This is a genomic window from Streptomyces sp. PCS3-D2 (assembly GCF_000612545.2).
GTDB lineage: Bacteria > Actinomycetota > Actinomycetes > Streptomycetales > Streptomycetaceae > Streptomyces.
Window position 1 is genome coordinate 2818236 of the sequence record NZ_CP097800.1, and the last position, 20537, is coordinate 2838772.

General features: G+C 71.6%; 22 protein-coding genes. 6 read left to right on the forward strand and 16 right to left on the reverse strand.

From position 1 onward, the window contains the following. Positions 1 to 7: 7 nt before the first annotated feature. Positions 8 to 202 carry a hypothetical protein gene (locus tag AW27_RS11755; protein ID WP_037919343.1) on the forward strand — a complete coding sequence of 65 codons (195 nt, stop codon included), beginning with the start codon at positions 8 to 10 and terminating at the stop codon, positions 200 to 202. On the opposite strand, the gene AW27_RS11760 is transcribed toward AW27_RS11755, so the two are convergent. From AW27_RS11760 to AW27_RS11820, 13 genes are all read right to left on the reverse strand, one after another. Continuing rightward, entirely contained in the window at positions 199 to 834 is a 636-nt protein-coding gene (locus AW27_RS11760) for an OmpA family protein (protein ID WP_037919341.1), read from the reverse strand. The genes AW27_RS11755 and AW27_RS11760 overlap by 4 nt on opposite strands. 3 nt (positions 835 to 837) lie before the next feature. After that, positions 838 to 1428 (reverse strand): hypothetical protein, encoded by a 591-nt coding sequence (locus tag AW27_RS11765; RefSeq protein ID WP_037919338.1) that lies wholly within the window; start codon positions 1426 to 1428, stop codon positions 838 to 840. 31 nt (positions 1429 to 1459) lie between these two features. Further along, positions 1460 to 2116 carry a pilus assembly protein TadG-related protein gene (locus AW27_RS11770; RefSeq protein WP_037919336.1) on the reverse strand — a complete coding sequence of 219 codons (657 nt, stop codon included), beginning with the start codon at positions 2114 to 2116 and terminating at the stop codon, positions 1460 to 1462. Further along, positions 2116 to 2361: a hypothetical protein gene (locus AW27_RS11775; protein ID WP_063890565.1), complete on the reverse strand. Its 246-nt coding sequence runs from the start codon at positions 2359 to 2361 to the stop codon at positions 2116 to 2118. The genes AW27_RS11770 and AW27_RS11775 overlap by 1 nt, the downstream gene beginning before the upstream one ends. Before the next feature lie 110 nt (positions 2362 to 2471). Then, a complete protein-coding gene (locus AW27_RS11780) occupies positions 2472 to 3158 on the reverse strand; it encodes a response regulator (protein ID WP_037919334.1) in 687 nt (228 codons plus the stop codon). Between the two features lie 3 nt (positions 3159 to 3161). Then, positions 3162 to 4055 (reverse strand): DUF5936 domain-containing protein, encoded by an 894-nt coding sequence (locus AW27_RS11785; protein WP_037919332.1) that lies wholly within the window; start codon positions 4053 to 4055, stop codon positions 3162 to 3164. Between the two features lie 16 nt (positions 4056 to 4071). After that, entirely contained in the window at positions 4072 to 5010 is a 939-nt protein-coding gene (locus AW27_RS11790) for a type II secretion system F family protein (RefSeq protein WP_037919328.1), read from the reverse strand. Beyond that, the gene (locus tag AW27_RS11795; protein ID WP_037919325.1) at positions 5007 to 6356 is read right to left on the reverse strand and encodes a TadA family conjugal transfer-associated ATPase; all 1350 of its coding nucleotides are present in this window, start codon (positions 6354 to 6356) and stop codon (positions 5007 to 5009) included. The genes AW27_RS11790 and AW27_RS11795 overlap by 4 nt, the downstream gene beginning before the upstream one ends. Further along, a complete protein-coding gene (locus tag AW27_RS11800) occupies positions 6353 to 6721 on the reverse strand; it encodes a TadE/TadG family type IV pilus assembly protein (protein WP_037919323.1) in 369 nt (122 codons plus the stop codon). Before AW27_RS11800 ends, AW27_RS11795 begins: the two co-directional genes overlap by 4 nt. A 1-nt stretch (position 6722) precedes the next feature. Continuing rightward, complete coding sequence (locus tag AW27_RS11805) at positions 6723 to 7106, reverse strand: TadE/TadG family type IV pilus assembly protein (protein WP_037919321.1); 384 nt, start codon at positions 7104 to 7106, stop codon at positions 6723 to 6725. 3 nt (positions 7107 to 7109) lie between these two features. Beyond that, entirely contained in the window at positions 7110 to 8384 is a 1275-nt protein-coding gene (locus AW27_RS11810) for a CpaE/TadZ family protein (protein ID WP_037919318.1), read from the reverse strand. A 7-nt stretch (positions 8385 to 8391) separates the two neighbouring features. After that, the gene (gene cpaB / locus AW27_RS11815) at positions 8392 to 9093 is read right to left on the reverse strand and encodes a Flp pilus assembly protein CpaB (protein ID WP_037919316.1); all 702 of its coding nucleotides are present in this window, start codon (positions 9091 to 9093) and stop codon (positions 8392 to 8394) included. A gap of 50 nt (positions 9094 to 9143) precedes the next feature. Next, positions 9144 to 10097 carry a hypothetical protein gene (locus AW27_RS11820; protein WP_052030294.1) on the reverse strand — a complete coding sequence of 318 codons (954 nt, stop codon included), beginning with the start codon at positions 10095 to 10097 and terminating at the stop codon, positions 9144 to 9146. 383 nt (positions 10098 to 10480) lie between these two features. On the opposite strand from AW27_RS11820, the gene AW27_RS11825 reads away from it, so the two are divergent. Both AW27_RS11825 and AW27_RS11830 read left to right on the forward strand, forming a co-directional pair. After that, a complete protein-coding gene (locus AW27_RS11825; RefSeq protein ID WP_037919314.1) occupies positions 10481 to 12172 on the forward strand; it encodes a chitinase in 1692 nt (563 codons plus the stop codon). A gap of 125 nt (positions 12173 to 12297) precedes the next feature. Further along, complete coding sequence (locus tag AW27_RS11830) at positions 12298 to 13629, forward strand: M14 family metallopeptidase (protein ID WP_037919312.1); 1332 nt, start codon at positions 12298 to 12300, stop codon at positions 13627 to 13629. A 123-nt stretch (positions 13630 to 13752) separates the two neighbouring features. Here AW27_RS11830 and AW27_RS11835 read toward each other — a convergent pair whose 3' ends face one another. Then, complete coding sequence (locus tag AW27_RS11835; RefSeq protein WP_037919310.1) at positions 13753 to 14163, reverse strand: RidA family protein; 411 nt, start codon at positions 14161 to 14163, stop codon at positions 13753 to 13755. Next, complete coding sequence (locus AW27_RS11840) at positions 14160 to 14912, reverse strand: IclR family transcriptional regulator (RefSeq protein ID WP_037919308.1); 753 nt, start codon at positions 14910 to 14912, stop codon at positions 14160 to 14162. The genes AW27_RS11835 and AW27_RS11840 overlap by 4 nt, the downstream gene beginning before the upstream one ends. A gap of 150 nt (positions 14913 to 15062) precedes the next feature. On the opposite strand from AW27_RS11840, the gene AW27_RS11845 reads away from it, so the two are divergent. The 3 genes from AW27_RS11845 to AW27_RS11855 are packed head-to-tail and all read left to right on the forward strand — an operon-like array spanning position 15063 to position 18985. Next, entirely contained in the window at positions 15063 to 16355 is a 1293-nt protein-coding gene (locus AW27_RS11845; RefSeq protein WP_037919306.1) for an amino acid deaminase, read from the forward strand. Between the two features lie 10 nt (positions 16356 to 16365). Then, the gene (locus tag AW27_RS11850; RefSeq protein WP_037919304.1) at positions 16366 to 17946 is read left to right on the forward strand and encodes an N-acyl-D-amino-acid deacylase family protein; all 1581 of its coding nucleotides are present in this window, start codon (positions 16366 to 16368) and stop codon (positions 17944 to 17946) included. Between the two features lie 22 nt (positions 17947 to 17968). Beyond that, positions 17969 to 18985, forward strand: coding sequence for a YdcF family protein (locus AW27_RS11855; protein ID WP_037919302.1), 1017 nt, complete (start codon positions 17969 to 17971; stop codon positions 18983 to 18985). Between the two features lie 92 nt (positions 18986 to 19077). On the opposite strand, the gene AW27_RS11860 is transcribed toward AW27_RS11855, so the two are convergent. After that, complete coding sequence (locus AW27_RS11860; protein ID WP_037919299.1) at positions 19078 to 20442, reverse strand: carbohydrate-binding protein; 1365 nt, start codon at positions 20440 to 20442, stop codon at positions 19078 to 19080. Positions 20443 to 20537 lie beyond the last annotated feature (95 nt).

Consider the following 20537-nt stretch of genomic DNA (forward strand, 5'->3'; position numbering starts at 1 on the left):
GGTCGCCATGCCGGACATCCGGTGGGAAGCACCGTACTGCGGTGAGGGAAACGCCTGCTATCGGATAGGGGTGGACGGGGACGGCAACAGCTACATAGCGGTGGCCGGCCAGGAGGACCGGCCGCTGACCGACAGCAGAGCGGCCCTCCAGGCCCTGATCCGGGACATCAAGGCGGGTCGGGCCGACCACCTGCTCGACTAACTCGCGCCCCGCGGGAAGGTGATCTCGACGCGGCGGTTCTTCTTGCGGCCCTCTTCGGTGCTGTTGTCGGCGATCGGGTAGTCCTCGCTGTACCCGCGTACGTCGAAGACGACGCTCGGGTTCGTCACGGTCTTGGCCAACTCGTCGTGCACGGCATCGGCCCGCTGCTTCGACAGCACCTTGCCGTGCTCGTAGCTGCCTTGGTCGTCGGTGAAGCCGAAGACCCGGATGCGGGTCGCCTTGGACTGGTTGATCTCGTTCCCGATGGCCTGGATCCGTGAGGCCGCCTGCGCGTTGAACACGGCGCTGTCCTCGGGGAACAGCACCTCGGACTGCAGCGCCATCATGACGGTCTCGTTGGTCTCCTGCCGTCGCTGCTCGCCGCCGAGGTCTTCGACGACCTCGGCGATGTCGAGCACCTTGACCGGGGCCAGGGTCCCGCCCTGCGGGATCTTCAGCCCGGGCGCGTTGGAGTCGATCGCCACGGGCGCGGCGGCGGACGGCTCCGTGCCAGGGGGTACGGACGGCTTCACGTCGTCGGCGTGTGCGGAGCCGGCCCCGATGACGGACCCTCCGGCGATGACGAGTGCAGAGACTGTGGTGGCGGCTGCTGCGCGATGGCGTGTGGTCATGGGTCACCCAGAGATTTTGACGGTGGCCGTGGCAAAGGTCGGGAGGCTGAATTCCACCTCGCTGGTAGAGCTCGGCGGTGCCGGGAACTGGGCGAAGAACGGGATCACCTGGCCGGCGTCGACGCTGGAGACGCCCGTCGTGCACAGGCACCTGGACTCCGTGTCCCGAAGCACGTAATAGCGCTTCTTACCCGCCTTGTCGACCAGCGTCGCACCGGCGACCGACTCTCCGGTCCCCTTGAGTTCGATGCCGCGCCAGGCAACCGTGTCCTTGTAGGACTGGCTCCCCGTGTTCTTCAGCTGCCCGGATACGGTGAGGAAGCCGCCCGGATCGCGCTGCACAGAGTTGATCTCCAACGCCATGCCGGCCTGTCCGGTCAGCGTGGCGACGACTTCGGTCGGCTCCGAGCTCTGCCCCTTGCTCGGTGTCGTGTTCTGGGAGGCCGTCCCCTGGGACGGGGCAGCCGCAGGCTTCTGAGGTTCACCCGACTTGCCGTCACCGCCACCACCGCACCCGGCCAACGTAACGGCCATGACCGCCGCACCCGCAACGGCCATCCCCCCACGGACCCTCACCATGCGCCGAATGCTCATCTATGAATGCTTCCTTGTCTCTCGATCCCTGTCAGCCGACGAGTCGCACGCTGAACAGCTTTCTGGTCAATGCCTTGAGCGAACCCGGCTTCGACGGGTCGAGCTTGACCATCTCCCCACCACAAGTGAATGTCACCGCAGCAGCGTTCGGCGTGGGAGAGGGCGATGCACCACCTGACGGCGCGGTGGAAGTAGGGGTCGGGGTGGGGCTCGGGCTGGCGACGCTCGCCAAGTGGCACCTCGGCTCGATCAGGGCCGTGGCCTTCGCCGTCGCATGCATGCCGTTGGTACCGGGAACCACCGAATCCCCCACGGTTCCGTTCGTCTCCACCGTGACGGTGAACCGCGGGAGGGCGGCCGCGCATGTGGCCTTCGCATCGTTCTTAGCCGCGAAGGCCTCTGCCGCTGCGCAGGCTTCGCCGACTTTGAAGAACCGCCCATCGACGATCTTTTTCCAGACACCGGCATCCACCGACGGAAGATCGAGGCCGAGGAGAACCTTGTCTCGGGCCTCACGCCCGGCCGCCAAAGCCGCTGCATCCGCAGCGCCTTGGGCGTCACTGCGCCTGACCGACGCCTGGCCCACCGCGAAGAACGCGAGCGCGGCGAAGAGCAGCCCCGCCACGACCACCACGTAGATGGGAAAGGCCTGCCCTCGGTCACGCCCATACGTGCCGCGGGTGGCCATTAGCCGGCTTTGATGTCGGTCACCGCCTGCTTGATCCGCTTGGTGATCTCCGAACCGACACCCGAGCCCACGATCGCCCCGACGATCACGATGACCACCAGGATGATCCCGAGGTATTCGAAGGCGGTCTGGCCTCGGTCCTGTTGGGCGTGGCGCCTGCGGAGCCTCGTCACGGCCGTGTCCGTCCACCCGTTCACCCTGATCCGCGCCTCCACGGCGGCCTTCAGCAGCATGTTCTGTGGCATGGGGGTTCCCTCCCGGGCCGGTACCGGTGTCGATCTGCGGACGGTACGGCGAGTCACCAGCCGTTACCAAGGGTCCCGGGACCCAATTACGGACCCACTGCGCACTCCGTCTACCCATGACCGGTCACTCCTGGACGGGCGGTTCCCAGCCAGCGGGCTATCGCCTCGCTGCGCGTCGCGCTCCCGAGCTTCGCGAAGATGCGGTTGATGTGGTTCTTGACCGTCTTCTCACTGATGAAGCAGGCTGCGGCGATCTGCTGGTTGCTCATCCCGGACGCGATCAGGTCCATGATCTCCACCTCCCGGGAACTCAGCCCGAAGACAACAGAGTTGTGCATCCGCTCCGACGACTGTGCCACATCGCGTTGCGGATGCGAAGGGGTCCTGAGCTCGTTCAGCAAGGCGCTCGCCGCCGTCGGGGTGAAGTGGGGGCGGCCCAGGGGGGCGTCGCGGACGGCTCTGAGCAGGTCCTCGGCCGTGAACTCGCCGTGAACCAGGTAGCCGCCGGCGCCCAGCAGCAGGGCCTCGCGGACGATGTCGGCTTCCCTGCTGTACGTCAGCATCAGTACGGGCGCCAGCTGCACCAGGTGCGGCAGCGCCGAGATCCCGTCCACCCCCGGCATCCGGACGTCCAGCAGGACCACGTCCGGGGCGTGCCTGCGGGTCAGGCTCAGGGCCTCGCGGCCGTCCTCGGCCTGGGCGGTCACCTCGATGTCCGTGACCGCGCCCAGGATGGCCGCGAGGCCCGCCCTGATGACCGGGTTCCCGTCGGCGATGAGCACGCTCAGCCGCGCCATGGTTCAGCCACCCCCGAACAGTGCGCCGAAGTCGACGTTCGCGCCGTAGACGAATCCGCACACGAGCAGGATGAGCGTGCCCGGCAGCATGAACATCGTCACCGCGAACGTGGCCTTGGGTACCGCCCGGGCGGCCCGGCGGCGGGCGTTCTGGGCGTCCGTGCGGCGCATGTCCTCGGCGATCGCGATCAGCGTCTCGACGATCGGGGAACCCAGTTCCTCGCCCTGTTGGAGGGCCGTCACGAACTGCGCGACCTGTTCGCTGTCGTTGCGCCGCCGCAGCTCGTCGAAGGCCTGGCGCCGGCTCACACCCATGTCCATCTGCTGGAGGGTGATGCGGATCTCGTCCGCCCACGGCCCCTCGTACTTGCCCGCCACCCGGTCCAGTGCCTGCCGGAAGCCCAGCCCCGCGCTCACCACCACGGCGAGGACGTCGAGGAAGTCCGGCAGGGTCCGCTCGATGTGATCGCGGCGGACCCGGATGGCCGACCACAGGCCGACCTCGATCCAGAACAGGCCGAAGGCCACCATCAGCAGGGCCGCGACCAGTTGGCCGTTGACCAGCATGGCGAAGGCTCCGGCGGCCCCCAGGGCCCCGTACACCGCTCGCCGGGCCGCGTACCGGTCGATGGTCAGGCCGGCCGGATTGCCCGCCATGTCGATCTGCCGGCGCTTGCGGGCCACCCGGGTCGCGCCCATCGCACGCAGGACGAGCGGCGCCCAGCGGATGCCGAGGCGGTCGACCAGCGATCCGACCGCCGTCGTACGGGTGGCACCGACCTCCAGGGCCAGCGCGAGGTCGGTGGGGAGCTTGACGTCCGCCCGGTAGAGGCGGATGCCGTGGAGGGCGCCGAACACCGAGAGGGCCGTGGCGAGTGCGAGGAGAAGTCCGGTCATGGTCCCGTCCGCCCCCTCACACGTCGATCTTCGACAGGCGGCGGATGAGGACGAAGCCCAGCGCGAAGAGGCCGAGGGCGACCAGGACGGCCGTCTGCCCGAGGAAGGCGCCCGTCATGCGGTCCAGCGCGCCCGGCATCATCATGTCGACGAGGAGCAGCGAGCCGAGCCCGATGGCCGGCACCAGGTAGGCCGTGACCGTGACCTGGGACAACTGGGTGCGGATCTCGCGACGGGTCTCCTTGCGCTGCTCCAGCGTCACCGTCAGGTTGCGCAGGCTGTCCACGATCGCGCCGCCGGCGCGGGCCGACAGGACGAGGGTGGAGACGAGGACGACGAGCTCCCGCGACGGCAGGCGCTCGGTGAGCTCTCCCAGCGACTCCTCGATGGAGTGGCCCACAGCGAGGCGGTCGGCGACCCGCGCGAGTTCCTCGCCCGCCGGCGCCTCCAGTTCCTCCGCCGCGATGCCGATGGCGGTACGCAGGGCCAGCCCGGCCTGGGTGGCGTTGGCGAGGATGCGGGCCAGGTCGGGGAGCTGGTTGATGAAGCGCTCCGTACGCCGCGCCCGCTGCCAGCCCAGGAAGGCGTTCGCCGCCCAGATGCCGATCAGTCCGGCCACCGGTCCGAAGAACGGGGCGAGGAGGGACGAGGCGATGAGCCAGACGCCCGCGATCGAGGCGAGCATGTAGACGAAGAACTCGCCGGGCGTCAGGTCCAGGCCGGTGGTCGCCAGCTTCTGCTCGATCCGGCGGCCGAACGCCGTCCTGCGCAGTCTGCGGTCGATCTTCCGGAAGCGGCGCACCCGGCCGAGCGGCTCGGGAGCGCCGCTCGCCGAGAGGCGTTCGACGAGGGCGGCGTGCTGGGCGCGGCCGGCCGCGTAGGCCTGGAGGCCGGCGACCGCGAGGACGCAGGCCAGCAGCGTGATGCCGAGGGTGAGGAGGATCAGTGGGTTCACAGGGCGGTCCGTGTGATGTGCGGCGTGGTGAGGGGGTCGTCGGGCAGCGCGACGCCGAAGGCCTGCGGGACGGGCTGGTTGTTCATGTAGAGGCGTTCGGCGATGCGGCGGGGCAGCGGGTAGTACTCGAAGAAGCCGTGGACGCGCCCGTCCGGCCCCATGGGCTGGGCGGCGAACCGGCAGACCGTGGTGATCCGGAAGGGTTCGCGGCCGGTGGAATCGAGGAGGGAGATCTCGGTGATGCGGCGCGAGCCGTCGCCGAAGCGGGTCAGCTGGACGATGACGTTGACGGCACTGTTGATCTGGTCCTGGAGGGCCTCGAAGGGGATCTCGACCTCCGACATGGAGGCCAGGGTCTGTAGGCGCGTCAGGGCGTCGGAGGAGCTGTTGGCGTGGACGGTGGCCAGTGAGCCGTCGTGCCCGGTGGACATGGCCTGGAGCATGTCGAGGGTCTCGCCGCCGCGGACCTCGCCGACGATGATGCGGTCGGGGCGCATGCGCAGGGAGTTGCGCACGAGGTCGCGGATGGTGATCTGGCCCTTGCCCTCCACGTTCGCGGGGCGGGATTCCAGACGGATGACGTGGGCCTGCTGGAGCTGGAGTTCGGCGGAGTCCTCGATGGTGATGATGCGCTCGCCCTCCGGGATCAGGCCGGAGAGGGCGTTGAGGAGGGTGGTCTTGCCGGTGCCGGTGGCTCCGGAGACGATCACGTTCGTCTTCGCCTGGACCAGGCCGGACAGCAGCAGGAGCATCTGCTCGTCGAGGGAGCCGAGGGCGATCATCTCGTGCAGGGTGAAGGCGCGCGGGAAGCGGCGGATGGTGAGGGTGGCGCCGGTCAGGGAGAGCGGCGGGATGATGACGTTGACGCGCTCGCCGCTGGGCAGGCGAGCGTCGACCATCGGATTGGCCTCGTCGACGCGGCGGTTGACGGTCGAGACGATGCGCTCGATGGTCTGCATGAGCTGCTCGTGCGAGGCGAACCGGAGGGGGAGCTGCTCGACCCGGCCGGCCCGCTCGACGAAGATCTGGTCGGGTCCGTTGACCATGATCTCGGAGATGGAGGGGTCTTCGAGGAGCGGTTCCAGCACGCCGAGCCCGAGTGCCTCGTCGACGACGCGGCGGATGAGTTGCGTGCGCTCGGCGGTGGACAGGACGGGGCCCTCGCGGCTGATGATGTGCCCGAGGACGCGTTCCAGGCGCGCCCGGCGCTCGGCGGGGGCGAGCGCGGACATCTCGGCGAGGTCGATCTCCTCCAGCAGCTTGGCGCGGTAGGAGGAGACCAGCCGGCCGTCCTCGCGCGGGCTGTGGCGGTCGTCGGGCGTGCTGACCCGGGAACGCAGGCTCATGGTCCGGTCACCTCGGGGTCGTCGTTGGGCATGACGGCTGTGGCCCTGGCCTCGTCGGGGTCCAGCCCGGGGATGATCGAGTTGACGCGGATGGTGGCGACGGCGGTGACGGCGTCGGCCGTCCTGCTCACGACGACGCGCGCGCCGAGCCCCTCCCTGACGGCCGCCACCCCCGCCGCCTCGCCCCGGCCCGGGTGCCGGGCCTCGACGCGGGCGGCGGTGCGGGCGGCCGTGTCCGCCTGCTCGTGGACGTACGCCACCCAGCCCAGCTGGATCCCGCACAGCGCGACGAACAGCAGGATCGGTAGGAAGCCGATGTACTCCAGGGCCACTTGGCCCCGGTCCGACCGGTTGCGCGGCCTCATGTCACTCGGACTCCTTCTCCAGTGCGGCGCCGCCGGTGCCATGGATCTCGCCGAAGTCGAGGCCCGGGAAGAAGACCGGGACGCCGAGGGTGACCTCCGCCCGGTAGATGTCCCCGGACTCCGTGCATTCCACCCGGGGGCCCCAGGAGTCCCCGATGTGCTCGTGCACCGCCGCCCGGCACGCGGCGTCCCCGCGCACCGCCCCCGCCCGGGCCGCCTCGTCCGCCGCGTTGCCCGCCAGGGAGAAGGCGTAGCCGATCAGTACGCACTCCCACACCGCCGCCACCAGGAGCAGGATCAGCGGTACCGTGCCGACGAACTCGATCGCCACCTGGCCCCGGTCGCCCCGGTTCCCGCGGGCCCCTCTCCGGGCGGGCTTGGGCATCCGTCAGCCCTCCCGGCCGCGGCGCAGCCGGGAGACCGTGCCCGCGGCGCGCAGGGTCAGGGCGCCGCCCGGCGGGGCGGGGGCCGCCGGGGTGTCCGGGGCGGCCAGGAGGCCGAGTTCGCCGGCCAGGGTCCACAGGGCCTGCTTGACCGTCGAGCGGTTGTCGAGGTCCTGGACGCGGCCCGCGTCGACCACGGCCTGGAGCTCCTTGAAGGCGGCCGGGACGGGGGTGCGGGTGGCCCGGGTCTTGGTGATCTTCTCGATCAGGGCGGGTTGGATCTCGGTGTGCTTGCTCCAGCGGTTGACGACCACCGCGGTGTCCTCGGCCTTGCGGATCTGCAGCCGCTCCCACAGCCGGACCATGCGTTTGGCGGCCCGCACCGCGATCACATCGGGCGTGGTGACCAGGACGGCGACGTCGGCCGTCTCCACCGCGGCGGCGTTGGCTCCGGTCGCCTGGGTCCCGCAGTCGACGACGACGAGTTCGTAGCGGCTGCGCAGGGCTGCGACGATGTGCCGGGCGGCCCGGTCGTCGACCTCCTCGCCGCGTTCGCCGTCGGCCGGGGCCAGCAGCAGTGCGAGCCCGGTGCGGTCCTCGTAGACGGCGTCCTGGAGCACCCGCGATGAGATGTCCCGGATGCCGGCGAGGTCGGCGATGGACCGCCGGAACTGCACGTCGAGGTACGAGCCGACGTCGCCGGCCTGGAGGTCCATGTCGACCAGCACGGTGCGCCGGCCGGAGGCGGCCGCGGCCAGTGCGAACTGCACGGCGGTGAAGGTGGTGCCCACGCCGCCCTTGGCCCCGGTGACCGTGACGACCCGGCCGCCCGGCCCGGTGAGGGCTTCGGCGTCGGCGGCGCCCCGGCCCAGGTGGCGGCGGACGCCCACGGACCACTGGGCGGCGGCCTGGACGCGGGCGGCGAGCTCGTCGTAGGACAACGGCAGGCCGACGAGGCCGCGGGCGCCGGAGTCCATGGCGGCGGAGAAGAGCGCCGGTCCGGCGTCCGAGGAGACCAGGACGACACCCACCGCAGGGAACCGGAGGGCGACTTCGCGGATGAGCTCCAGTGCGGGCACCGGGCCGATCCGCTCGTGGACGAGGACCACCTCGGGCAGCTCGTCGAGGGAGTCGACGGCGAGCCGGGCGAGGGTGTCGAGCAGTGTGGTCGAGTCGGGGACGGGGGCGGCGGGCTCCGCCGACGGGAGCTGGCTCAGCAGCGTGGAGAAGATGCGCGCGGCGTCCGGGTCGCCGACCGCGGGGAGGATGCGTGTGGTCATCCGGGCCTCACCTGTCCCCGTCGAGGGTGTACGTACGGTCGCCGGGGGCGGGCGCGGAGTCGGTGCCGGGGGCGACCAGGGCCAGGCGCACGTGCTCCGCGAAGGACTCGGCGTACGCGACGCGCTGGGTGTCCTTGGTGCTGAGGGCGAAGGTGATCGGGACGGCCTCGGCGGGGCCCCTGCGGTCGCCGTCCTTCTCCAGTGCGGTGAGTTTGCCGACGTTCAGGACCCGGGCGTTGGCGACGATGATCACCGAACGGGAGGGCTCGGTGTCCTTGGCGCCCTTGAAGGTGGCGATGATGTTGACCTTGGCGCCCGAGGTGATCTTCCCGGCGACCCCGGTCGCCGCGTCGATCATGATGGCGATCTCCTGCTCACCGGGCTGGAGCTGGGGCCGGTCGACGAACATGTCCGCCTGCAGCAGCGAGCCCTTCTTCAGGGTGGTGAGCGCGATCTTGTCCTTGAGCGCTCCGAGGTCGGTGACGGCCGTGGCGGACAGCCACCGCTCGGGGATCCTGATCTCCTCGAACTGTCCGGCCCCGAGCGGGCTGTACGGTGCTATGTCGGCCTTGGCGCGGTAGGCGACGACCTCGGATCCGACCTTGGAGTTGACGTCGCCGATCACCACGAGGACTCCGGCGAAGGCTCCCAGGGCGCACAGGACCGACAGGAGCAGCAGAATGACGCCGCGGCGCTGGCGTGAGTTCATAGGCCGTACTACCTCGCCGTTCTTTCTTCATTCGTACGTTCGGTCGTCGGTCAGCGTCTGGAGCGGCCGGTGCCCGCCGGCGCCGCCGCGGACGGCGGTGGGGCGGTGAGCGGTGCGGCACAGAAGCCGCATCGATCGCCGATGAGTTCCAGGCCGCACCAGCGGCACTGCTCGCGGCGGACCGAGGCGACCAGTTGGTAGAGCACGGACAGGTCGGGGATGCCGGCGGCGAACTCGACGAGCCGGGGAGTTCCCCACCAGGCGGGTGAGGCGGCCGGCAGCGGGTTCTCCATGACGCCCTGCACCTGCCAGGCGGGGGCGAGTTCCGCAGCGACCCAGTCGGAGGCGAGCTGGCCGCGCGCGAAGGTGAGGTGCGTGGCGAAGTCGGGGCCGGCGGGCAGGGCCGGGGCGGTTCCGTGGGAACCGCCGCGGTTTCCGCCGTGCGAGCCGCCGCGTCCGCCGCGGGACCCGCCGCGTCCGCCGCCCGCGGAGCCCAGCCTGGCCAGGTGCGGTGCCGGGTGGGCGAGTACCGCGAACTGCGCGCTCGGCGACCAGGACCGGGCGTGCGCCCCGAGCCCGACGGGCACGCGGACCCGGTCGAGTTTGGCGACCGAGCCGAGCAGGGCGCCCGCGTAGATGTAGTGGGACAGCAACCGGGCCGCGGACGCGATGACTCCGGGGCTGAAGTCGCAGACGCTGAGCTGTCGCAGCTGACGGGCCAGCAGGGCCGTTCCCAGCGGCGGCAGATCGATGTCGAGCAGTGCGATCCGGTCGGTTTCCAGGATGGCCCGCACGGTGTGCAGTCGCTGGACCGTGGGTCGCGGCAGCCAGGGCGGTACGAGGGCCACGAGGTGGCCGTGCCGTTCCAACAGCGCGCCGGTCCCGGCGAGCGCGGACTCCAGGTCGTGCTGTTCGGGCGGGTGCAGCAGGGCGGCCCCGGGTGTGTGCCGGTCAGGTGCCGGAAGCACCAGATCGGCGCTGGTGACTGCGATGGCGGTCGGCACGCGATTCCCCCCGTTCCCCCACGTTCTCCCGTACGTCCGGACTTTCGCGCGCTCGACGGGGACGCGTCGCAGCCGCGTCGCGCCCGCGCACCACGTGCGCGACCGCGGACGGCCGTCGCCCATCCCCCCGTTGCCCCAGCACCATAACCGCGTCACCCCTCGCTGGTCAGGGGCTTGGTGATTCCCGTGCGTAAGGCACCGGTCACAGGTGACGGAAAACCCGGACAACAGGGATCGCGCATTGAACCATTTCAAGCCACTTTGCGAAGACCCTTGACAGGGAGATTGGTCTGGACCAACTTGGCAGCGCACGCCGTGAGTCGGCCCCACCCCACACGGCCCGGCTCTTCCCTCACCACCACACCTCCCCCCACGGAGCCCACGTGAACCGCATACGCTCCCTCGCCCTGCCGATCGCCGTCACCGTCGCCGCCGGGGCACTGACGGCCCTTGCCGCCGGCACCGCACAGGCCGCGGACGTCAATGTCGCCCGCAACGGCGGCTTCGAGTCGGGCCTCTCCCACTGGTCCTGCTCCGGCGGGAGCGGCACCGCCGTCTCCTCGCCCGTCTACGCCGGGGCCGGCGCCCTGAAGGCCACCCCCGCCGGTTCCGACAACGCCCGCTGCAGCCAGACCGTCACGGTCAAGCCGAACTCGACGTACACGCTGAGCACCCAGGTGCAGGGCAGCTACGTCTACCTCGGAGCGACCGGGACGGGCACGCAGGACGTCTCGACCTGGACCCCCGGCTCGGGCGGCGGCTGGCAGAAGCTGTCCACCACCTTCACCACCGGCCCCTCCACCACCCAGGTCACCGTGTACACCCACGGCTGGTACGGCCAGCCGGCCTACGTCGTGGACGAGTTCAGCGTCTTCGGCCCGGACGGCGGCGGGGGCACCGACCCCGGCCCGGAGATCCCGGGCGCACCGTCCGGTGCCACCGTCTCGGGCCAGAGCGCGAACGGACTCACTCTTTCGTGGAACGCGGTCGGCGGGGCCGCCGGCTACCACGTCCACCAGGACGGCGTCCTCGTCCGTACCGTGACCGGGACCTCCACCCCGATCACCGGGCTCGCGCCCTCCACCTCGTACTCCTTCCAGGTGAGCGCGTACAACAGCGCGGGCGAGGGCCCGAAGTCCGCGCCCGTCACCGGGACCACCACCGGCGGCGGCAACCCGGGCAACCCGGCCGTACCCAAGCACGCGCTGACCGGCTACTGGCAGAACTTCAACAACGGCGCGACCGTCCAGAAGATCTCGGACGTCTCCGCGCAGTACGACATCATCGCCGTCTCCTTCGCCGATGCCACCGCCACGCCCGGCGCCATCGCCTTCAACCTCGACTCGGCCGGCCTCGGCGGCTACACCGTGGCCCAGTTCAAGGCGGACATCGCCGCGAAGAAGGCGGCCGGGAAGTCGGTCATCCTCTCCATCGGCGGCGAGAAGGGGACCATCACGGTCAACGACTCGGCCTCCGCCGCCAACCTGGCGAACTCGGCGTACGCCCTGATGCAGGAGTACGGCTTCACCGGCATCGACATCGACCTGGAGAACGGGCTCAACCCCACGTACATGACGCAGGCGCTGCGCGGCCTGTCCGCGAAGGCGGGCCCGTCCCTCGTCATCACCATGGCCCCGCAGACGATCGACATGCAGTCCACGCAGGGCGGCTACTTCAAGACGGCGCTCAACATCAAGGACATCCTCACCGTCGTCAACATGCAGTACTACAACAGCGGCTCGATGAACGGCTGCGACGGCAAGGTCTACTCCCAGGGCTCGGTGGACTTCCTCACCGCGCTGGCCTGCATCCAGCTGGAAGGCGGGCTCGACCCCTCCCAGGTGGGCATCGGCGTCCCGGCCTCCCCCAGCGGTGCGGGCAGCGGCTACGTCTCCCCGACCGTCGTCAACAACGCCCTGGACTGCCTGACGCGGGGCACGAACTGCGGGTCCTTCAAGCCGTCGAAGACCTACCCGGGGCTGCGCGGCGCGATGACCTGGTCGACCAACTGGGACGCCAAGGCGGGTAGCGCCTGGTCGAACTCGGTGGGTCCCAAGGTCCACGGGCTCCCGTAGGCGGTACGTGTGGGGGTGGCCGGATCGGTTCGGCCGACGCCTGAGGTCCTTGACCGGTACATGCCACGAGAGGACGCTGAGCGCGTCCGCACGGCTACCCCCACACTCCCCACCCAGGAGAACGCATGCGGCTCCACACCCGCCGGAGGGCCGGCCTGACGGCGGCCCTGCTGGCGCTCGCCCTCGGCGCACCCGCCTACGGCATGAGTGCGACGGCGGCTCCACCGCCCAGCCCGTCCACCGCCACCCAGGACGAGGCCATCGTGCAGTACCGGATCCACGGCCCCTCCACCGTCGCCGACCGCACCGCGCTGCTCGGCACGGGCGTGTCCATCGACGAGGTGGACGACCACACCGTCGTGGTCAGCGCCGACCCCCTGCAGGCCGCGAAGCTGAAGGCGATCGGCTACCGGCTGACCCCCCTGCCCGGCCCCCCGGACCGCTCGCTGCCCGGCATCGCGGCGAGCCCGATGGACTTCCCCTCGGCGGACTCCAAGTACCACAACTACGCCGAGGCGACGGCCGAGATCAACACGCTCGTGGCCCAGTACCCGACGATCGCCTCCAAGCGCGTGATCGGAAAGTCGTACCAGGGGCGCGACCTCCTCGCGATCAAGATCAGCGACAACGTCGCCACGGACGAGTCCGAGCCCGAGGTGCTCTTCACCGCGCACCAGCACGCCCGCGAGCACCTGACCGTCGAGATGGCGCTGTACCTGCTCAAGGAGTTCACCTCCAAGTACGGCACCGACTCCCGGGTCACCGATGCCGTCAACGGCCGCGAAATCTGGATCATCCCGGACCTCAACCCGGACGGCGGCGAGTACGACATCGCCACCGGCCGCTACCGCTCCTGGCGCAAGAACCGGCAGCCCAACTCCGGCTCCTCCTACGTCGGCACCGACGAGAACCGCAACTGGAACTACAAGTGGGGCTGCTGCGGCGGATCCAGCGGCAGCAAGAGCTCCGAGACCTACCGGGGCGCGGCCGCCGAGTCGGCGCCCGAGGTGAAGGCCGTCTCCGACTTCGTGCGCAGCCGGGTGGTCGGCGGCAAGCAGCAGATCAAGGCCGCGATCGACTTCCACACCTACAGCGAGCTCGTGCTGTGGCCCTTCGGCTACACCTACAGCGACACCGCCCCGGGCCTGACCGCCGACGACCTGGCCGTCTACAAGAAGATCGGCACGAGCATGGCGGCCAGCAACGGCTACACGCCGGAGCAGTCGAGCGACCTGTACATCACGGACGGCACGATCGACGACTGGCTGTGGGGCGACCAGAAGATCTTCTCGTACACCTTCGAGATGTACCCCCGCAACGGCGGCGGCGGTTTCTACCCGCCGGACGAGGTGATCGACCGCGAGACGGCCCGCAACAAGGACGCGGTGCTCCAGCTGTTGGAGAACGCGGACTGCATGTACCGATCGATCGGCAAGGAAGCCCAGTACTGCGCGTAGCCCGTCCCGTGCGGCACGCGCCGGGACCGTGCCGCACGTCACCCGGACCGGGGGGACGCCCCGCCGCCAGGGGGGCGTCCCCCCTCCTGAGCGGCCGGGCGTCCGCCCGTCCGCGGGCGGACGTCAGCCCAGGACGGCGAGGGCGTCGACCTCGACGAGCAGCCCGTCCGGCAGGCCCACGTACACGGTGGTGCGCGCGGCCGGGGCCTCCCGCAGGCCCTGCTCCTCGAAGTAGGCGTCGTAGAGGGCGTTCATCTCCGCGAAGTGCGCCGTGTCCGTGAGGTAGACGCGGATCATCATCACGTCATCCCAGCCCGCTCCACCGGCCTCCAGCACGGAGCGGACGTTCTCCAGCGTCTGGAGGGTCTGCTCGCGCAGCGTCGGCCCCGCGGGGGTCGGCGGCCGGCCGTCGACGTGCGGGAGGAAGCCGACCTGCCCGGCCACCTGAAGGATGTTCCCCTTGCGCACGCCGTGCGAGAACCTCGCGGGCGGCACGGTGTGGGTAGCGGGGGTGATGGAGGTCTTCTCGGTCACGCTGTCTCCTGTACTCCTGAACAGTCCCTGCTGATGGCACCGGCGGTGCGCAGCACCTGCGGCAGCAGTGCGAGCAGCCCTTCCGCCGGGAGGACCACCGCGGGCGCGGAGACGGACAGCGCGGCGACGACGCGCCCGCCGGGACCGTGCACCGGCGCGCCCAGGCAGTTGATCGACTCCTCGTGGCCGCCGAGGTCGGTGGCCCAGCCCTGTTCCCGTACGAGGTCCAGCTCGCGCAGGAACGCCTCGGCGTCCGGGGTGGAGCGGGCGGTGTAGCGGGGGTAGTCGATGCGGTGGGCCAGGGCCCGGCGTTCGGCCTCGGGGAGGTCGGCCAGGAGCAGCTTGGCGACGGCCGCGACGGTGAGGGGGACGGGCCGGCCGATGCGGGAGTACATGCGCACCGGGTAGCGGCTGTCGACCTTGTCGACGTACACGACCTCGTCGTCCTGGTGCAGGGCGAGGTGGACGGTGTGCCCGGTGACCCGGTTCAACTCGGCCAGGTGGGGGCGGGCGACCTCGCGGACGTCGAGGTTCTCGATGGCCTCGGCGGCGAGCGCGAAGAGGCGCGCACCGAGGCGGTAGCGGCCGTCGGGGCAGCGGGAGACGAACCCGTGCCGGTTCAGGGTGCGCAGCAGGCGCAGCGCGGTGCTCTTGTGCACGCCGAGTTCGCCGGCCACGTCGCCGAGTCCGGCGGGCCCCTGGGCGAGCAGCGGCAGGATGCCGAGCGCCCTCTCGACCGACTGGCTCATCGCTCGCCCCTTCCCGCGGTCGCCGCGCCGCCGACTGCGGCGGCGCACCGGGCAGCGTTGACCCGCCGTCACCCGGGATGTTAGACAGCGTGCAGCGGTCCACGCAATGATCGTTGCAGCTTGTGCAACACACCCCCGGGAGGCACCCGCATGGCCAGCGCCAGCGACCCCGTCACGGCCCTCGCCGACGAGCCGGCGGACCACCGGTTCAAGGGGCTTCCCCCGGACGCCCAGGCCGACGGGCTGACCGTCGGGGAGCTCGCCGCCCAGCGCCGGGACCTGCACACCGGTGGGTTCACCACACCCGTCCTGACTCTCGACGCGGACGCGCTGGAACACAACCTCGCCGCCCTCGGCACCTATGCCGCCCGCCACGGCCTCGCCTTCGCGCCGCACGGCAAGACCTGCATGGCCCCGCAGCTCTTCCGGCGCCAGCTGGACCACGGCGCGTGGGGCATCACCGTCGCCATGCCCCACCAGGCCCGCGTCTGCCGCGCCTTCGGTATCCGGACGATCTTCCTGGCCAATGAGCTGGTCGACGCTCCGGCCCTCCGCTGGGTCGCCGACGAGCTCGCCTCCGACCCCGACTTCCGGTTCGTCTGCTACGTCGACTCCGTCCGCGGGGTCGAGCTGATGGACGCCGCCCTGCAGGGCCACGACGCCACCCTCGACGTCGTCCTCGAACTCGGCGCCGGCGCCGAGGGCCGCACGGGGATCCGCACCGACGCCGAATGCCGGGCCGTCGCCGAGGCCGTCGCCGCGTCGCCCGCCCTGCGCCTGGCGGGGGTGGCCGGCTACGAGGCCACCATCCCCGGCGCCGACGCCGACAGCGTCCGCGCCTGGCTGCGCCGGCTCACCGCGCTCGCCGCCGATCTCGACAAGCAGGGCCTCTTCACCGGCACCGGCCTGGACGAGGTCATCGTCAGCGCCGGCGGCAGCGAATGGTTCGATGCCGTCGCCGAGGTCTTCACCGAGATCCCGCAGCTGTCGCTGCCCGTCCTGCCGCTGCTGCGCTCCGGCGCGTACGTCTCCCACGACCACGGCTGGTACTCGGGCCTGACCCCCTTCAACCGCGTGCCCGAGGAGGGCGGCCTGCTCCCCGCCTTCCGGCTGTGGACCCAGGTGGTCTCCCGCCCCACACCCGGCCAGGCCTTCGTCAACGCCGGAAAACGCGACATCGCCTACGACCTCGGCCTGCCCGCAGTGCTCGCCGTGCGCAGCGCCCGTGACGGCGTCGAGCGCGCCGCGACCGGAATCCGGGTGACCAAGCTGTCCGACCAGCACGCCTGGATCGAGACGGACGCCGACGCCACCCCGCTGGAGGTCGGCGACCGGATCTCCCTCGGCATGGCCCACCCCTGCACCATCTTCGAGAAGTGGCCGCTGATCCCGGTCGTGGAGGCCGACGGCACCGCCACCGACTTCGTCCGCACCTTCTTCTAGGCAGCAGCCGGTGGACCTGGTCATCCGGGGCGCCCGCGTCGTCGACGGCACCGGCGGCCCCTCGTACACCGCCGACGTCGGCGTCCACGAGGGGCGGATCGCCGCCGTCGGCAGGCTCCCCGGGGGCCGTGAGACCGTCGACGGGCACGGTCTCGCCCTGGCCCCCGGCTTCGTGGACATGCACGCCCACAGCGACCTCGCCCTGCTCCGCGACCCGGACCACAGCGCGAAGGCCGCCCAGGGCGTGACCCTCGAAGTCCTCGGCCAGGACGGCCTGTCGTACGCGCCCGTCGACGACCGGACCCTCGCCGGGGTGCGGGCCGCGATCGCCGGCTGGAACGGCCCCGGCGACGACGTCGACGTCACGTGGCGCACCGTCGGCGAGTACCTCGACCGGCTGGACCGCGGCTTCGGCGGCGAGGGCATCGCCGTGAACGCCGCCTACCTCGTCCCCCAGGGCACCGTCCGCGCCCAGGTCGTCGGCTGGGGCGACCGCCCGGCGACCCCGGCCGAACTCGACCGGATGCGCGCCCTCGTCGCCGACGGTCTCGCCCAGGGCGCGGTGGGCATGTCCTCCGGGCTCACCTACACCCCCGGCATGTACGCCTCCGGCGCCGAACTGACCGCACTGTGCACGGTGGTGGCCCGGTACGGCGGCTACTACTGCCCCCACCACCGCAGTTACGGCCGGCGCGCCCTCGCCGCCTACGCCGAGATGGTCGACCTGGCCCGGGAGGCCGGCTGCGCCCTGCACCTGGCACACGCCACCCTGAACTTCGACGAGAACGAGGGCCGCGCCCCCGCACTGCTCGCCCTCCTCGACGCGGCCCTGGACGGGGGCGCCGACATCACCCTGGACAGCTACCCGTACACCCCCGGCTGCACCACCCTCGTCGCCCTGCTGCCCAGTTGGGCCAACGAGGGCGGCCCGGAGGCGGTCCTCGCCCGGCTGCGCGACGACGGCACGGCCGAGCGGATCCGCCACGCCCTGGAGCACGAGGGCTCCGACGGCTGCCACGGGGTCCCCGTCGACTGGTCGGCCGTCGAGATCTCGGGCGTCGCCGATCCCGCGTACGCCGCCCATGTCGGCACCCGCGTGGACGGCTGGGACACCGCCCGCCGGCTGCTGATCGGCGACCGGCTCGCGCCCACGGTCCTCCAGCACGTGGGCCATGAGGAGAACGTCCGGGCGATCATGCGCCACCGCGCCCACACCGGCGGCTCCGACGGCATCCTGCAGGGCGCGAAGCCCCACCCCCGGGCCTACGGCACCTTCCCGCACTACCTCGGCCGTTACGTCCGCGAGCTCGGCCTGCTCTCGCTGGAGGAGTGCGTGGCGCACCTGTCCGGCCGACCCGCCGCCCGGCTGCGCCTGCCCGACCGGGGCCTGGTCCGGGTGGGGCACCGCGCCGACCTCGTCCTCTTCGACCCGGACACGGTCGCGGCCGGATCCACCTACGAGCGGCCCCGTGCGCTGCCCACGGGCATCCCGCACGTCCTGATCGGCGGACGGTTCGTCATGCGCGACGGGCACCGGACCCAGGTGCTGGCCGGGCGGTCGATGCGGCGCACCGACCACGCCTCCCGGTAGGGGCGCAGCCTACGATGTCGCCATGGTCGCCTTCGCCCTCACCGCCCTGCTGTTCCTGGCGTTCTGTATAAGCGTCAGGCAGGACAGGCGCCGCTTCAGCAACGCCGTGCTCCTGGGGCTGACCCTCCTGACCGCCTGCTCGGCCCTCTTCCTCCAGGTGGCCAAACTTCCCTTCTGGGCGGCCGTCACGATCGCCGTGGTCACCTTCGCCTCACCGGCGTTCGGCATCCTGGCCCTGGGTGTCCTCCTCGTCCGCAACGGCATGACGATGGTCCGCAAGGAGGGCTTCCGCCCGGCCAACCTGCTGTCCATGCTGGCCGGTCTCGCGATCTTCGCGCTGATCGCGCTGCTGGTCCTCGTCGTCGTGGTCGGCTCTCCCGTCCTGGGCGGCATCGCCGGAACCCTCACCGTCGTCGCCGGCTACGTCTCCTTCGTCTTCTTCTGCTTCCTCGGCTACGCCTTCCTCTACGGCCGGATCAAGGTGCGCGGCGACGTGGACCACGTGGTCATGCTGGGTTCGGGCCTCGTCGGCGGGGACCGCGTCCCACCGCTGCTGGCCTCGCGCCTGCGCAAGGGCCGGCAGATCTACGAGGTCCAGCTGGCCCGGAGCGGCCGGCCGCCGGTGCTGCTCGTCTCGGGCGGCAAGGGCTCCGACGAGAAGGTCGCGGAGGCCCGGGCGATGGCGGACTGGCTGATCGCCGAGGGCGTGCCGGCGGAGCACATCGTGCTGGAGGACCGGTCCACCACGACCGAGGAGAACATGCTCTTCAGCCGGCAGATCATGGAGGCGCACGATCCGGCCTACCGGTGCGTGGTGGTCACCAACAACTTCCACGCCTTCCGGGCGGCGATGACGGCGCGCAAGACCGGCGTGAACGGACAGGTCCTCGGCTCCCCCACCGCGAAGTACTACTGGCCCAGCGCCACCATCCGCGAGTTCGTCGCCGTCTTCTGGGAGCACCGGGCGGTCAATCTGTCGATCTGCGGCCTGCTGGCCGTCTTCGGTGCGCTGGGCACGCTGGCCGCGGTCCTCGTCTGAGACGCGGACGCGGACGCGGACGCGGACGGGCGAGGTGCCGTGACTCCCCCCTTGGCAGTCACGGCACCTGTTCCCGGCTTCGCGCGGATCCGTCAGACGCGCTGCCAGAGCGCCGGGACGTTCGGCGGCTCCCATCCGGTCTGGGCCTGGTGCCCCTGGATGCAGCGGTAGGTGGAGCCTCCGTAGGTGACGGCGGCACCGGTCGCGTAGACCGTGCCGGCCTTCCAGGTGCCGCCCGGCTCCGGCTCGGGGCCGGGGCCCGGGCCCGGGTCGCTCCCGCTGACCTTGAGGGTCAGCCCGTACGCCGACAGGATCGGGTTCAGCGGCTGGAAGAAGGTGGTCCCGCCGCTGGAGCAGTTGCCGGAGCCGCCCGAGGTGACGCCCTGGGCCTGGCTCCCGGAGATGTAGGAGCCGCCGGAGTCGCCCGGCTCGGCGCAGACCGTCGTACGGGTCACGCCGGAGATGGTGCCTTCGGGGTAGGTGACGCTGGTGTTGTGCTGCTGGATCGTGCCGCAGTGCCAGCCGGTGGTCGAGCCGGACCGGCACACCGAGGCCCCGACCGGCTGCAGCACCGAACCGGCGACCTGCACGTTCGCGCCGCCGCTGCCCTTCACGTACGGGGTCGAGGTCCAGTTGGCGTTCGCGGCGACCCAGGCCATGTCGTTCCCGGGGAAGACCGAGGCCTGGAAGGAGCCCTGGGCGACCTGGTTGAACCCGCTGGTGGTGGTCCCGGCGCGCCCGCAGTGCCCGGCGGTGGCGAAGCCGTTCACGGTCCCCTTGGTCACGGGGAAGCCGACCGAGCAGCGGCCGCTGCCGTTCATGTAATAGGCGTCGCCGCCGCGCAGGTCGTAGAGCGGACGCGGGGCCTCGGCCGTACGGACCACCGTGACCAGGTCCGCGTCGGTACCGGTGGCGGCGAGCAGCCGGGCGGCGGCCCCCGCCTCGGTCTCCTCGACGACGAGCGTGTTGGAACGCGGGTCGACATAGCGGACGGGGGTGGCGGGGCCCGCGGCCCGGTCCAGGGCGGCCTTGGCGCCGTCCAGGTCGGCCAGGGCCCGGGGGACGAGCTTCGCCCGGGCTCCGGTGGCCCGTATCGCGGTGGTGTCAGCGGCCCGCGTGGTCGCCACGGTGAGCACGGCGGAGTCGGCGCCGTCCACCCAGGCCCCGGCGAAGGCGGCGCCGAGCCGGTCCCGGAGGCGGGCGGCGGTGGCCCCGGCCTCGGCTTCGTGCGCGAGGCGGGCCTTGGCCTGCGTGGGGGTCAGGCCGAGGTCGCGCTGCATGGCGGACAGCAGCTCGGGGGACGCGTCGGCGGTGCGCAGGGTGGCGGCGGCGGAGGGCACGGCGGGGGCGGAGGGCACGGCGGGGGCGGGGTCGGCGGTGGCGCCGCCCGTCCCGGCCAGCAGCAGCCCGGCGGCGGCCAGGGCGGTACACGCCGCGCGGGCGTGTCGCTTGAGCATGGGGGATCTCCTCGGTTTCCGGTGGGGGTCTGCGGAAACCGTAGAAATCCGAACCTGTCGGCGGGAGCTGGCAGTTGGCCCCTCCCCCGGCGTTA

Coding starts and splice junctions, on each gene's coding strand:
- AW27_RS11755 (WP_037919343.1), top strand. CDS start 8: ATGCCGGACATCCGGTGGGAAGCACCGTACTGCGGTGAGGGAAACGCC.
- AW27_RS11760 (WP_037919341.1), bottom strand. CDS start 834: ATGACCACACGCCATCGCGCAGCAGCCGCCACCACAGTCTCTGCACTC.
- AW27_RS11765 (WP_037919338.1), bottom strand. CDS start 1,428: ATGAGCATTCGGCGCATGGTGAGGGTCCGTGGGGGGATGGCCGTTGCG.
- AW27_RS11770 (WP_037919336.1), bottom strand. CDS start 2,116: ATGGCCACCCGCGGCACGTATGGGCGTGACCGAGGGCAGGCCTTTCCC.
- AW27_RS11775 (WP_063890565.1), bottom strand. CDS start 2,361: ATGCCACAGAACATGCTGCTGAAGGCCGCCGTGGAGGCGCGGATCAGG.
- AW27_RS11780 (WP_037919334.1), bottom strand. CDS start 3,158: ATGGCGCGGCTGAGCGTGCTCATCGCCGACGGGAACCCGGTCATCAGG.
- AW27_RS11785 (WP_037919332.1), bottom strand. CDS start 4,055: ATGACCGGACTTCTCCTCGCACTCGCCACGGCCCTCTCGGTGTTCGGC.
- AW27_RS11795 (WP_037919325.1), bottom strand. CDS start 6,356: ATGAGCCTGCGTTCCCGGGTCAGCACGCCCGACGACCGCCACAGCCCG.
- AW27_RS11800 (WP_037919323.1), bottom strand. CDS start 6,721: ATGAGGCCGCGCAACCGGTCGGACCGGGGCCAAGTGGCCCTGGAGTAC.
- AW27_RS11805 (WP_037919321.1), bottom strand. CDS start 7,106: ATGCCCAAGCCCGCCCGGAGAGGGGCCCGCGGGAACCGGGGCGACCGG.
- AW27_RS11810 (WP_037919318.1), bottom strand. CDS start 8,384: ATGACCACACGCATCCTCCCCGCGGTCGGCGACCCGGACGCCGCGCGC.
- cpaB (WP_037919316.1), bottom strand. CDS start 9,093: ATGAACTCACGCCAGCGCCGCGGCGTCATTCTGCTGCTCCTGTCGGTC.
- AW27_RS11830 (WP_037919312.1), top strand. CDS start 12,298: ATGCGGCTCCACACCCGCCGGAGGGCCGGCCTGACGGCGGCCCTGCTG.
- AW27_RS11840 (WP_037919308.1), bottom strand. CDS start 14,912: ATGAGCCAGTCGGTCGAGAGGGCGCTCGGCATCCTGCCGCTGCTCGCC.
- AW27_RS11845 (WP_037919306.1), top strand. CDS start 15,063: ATGGCCAGCGCCAGCGACCCCGTCACGGCCCTCGCCGACGAGCCGGCG.
- AW27_RS11855 (WP_037919302.1), top strand. CDS start 17,969: ATGGTCGCCTTCGCCCTCACCGCCCTGCTGTTCCTGGCGTTCTGTATA.
- AW27_RS11860 (WP_037919299.1), bottom strand. CDS start 20,442: ATGCTCAAGCGACACGCCCGCGCGGCGTGTACCGCCCTGGCCGCCGCC.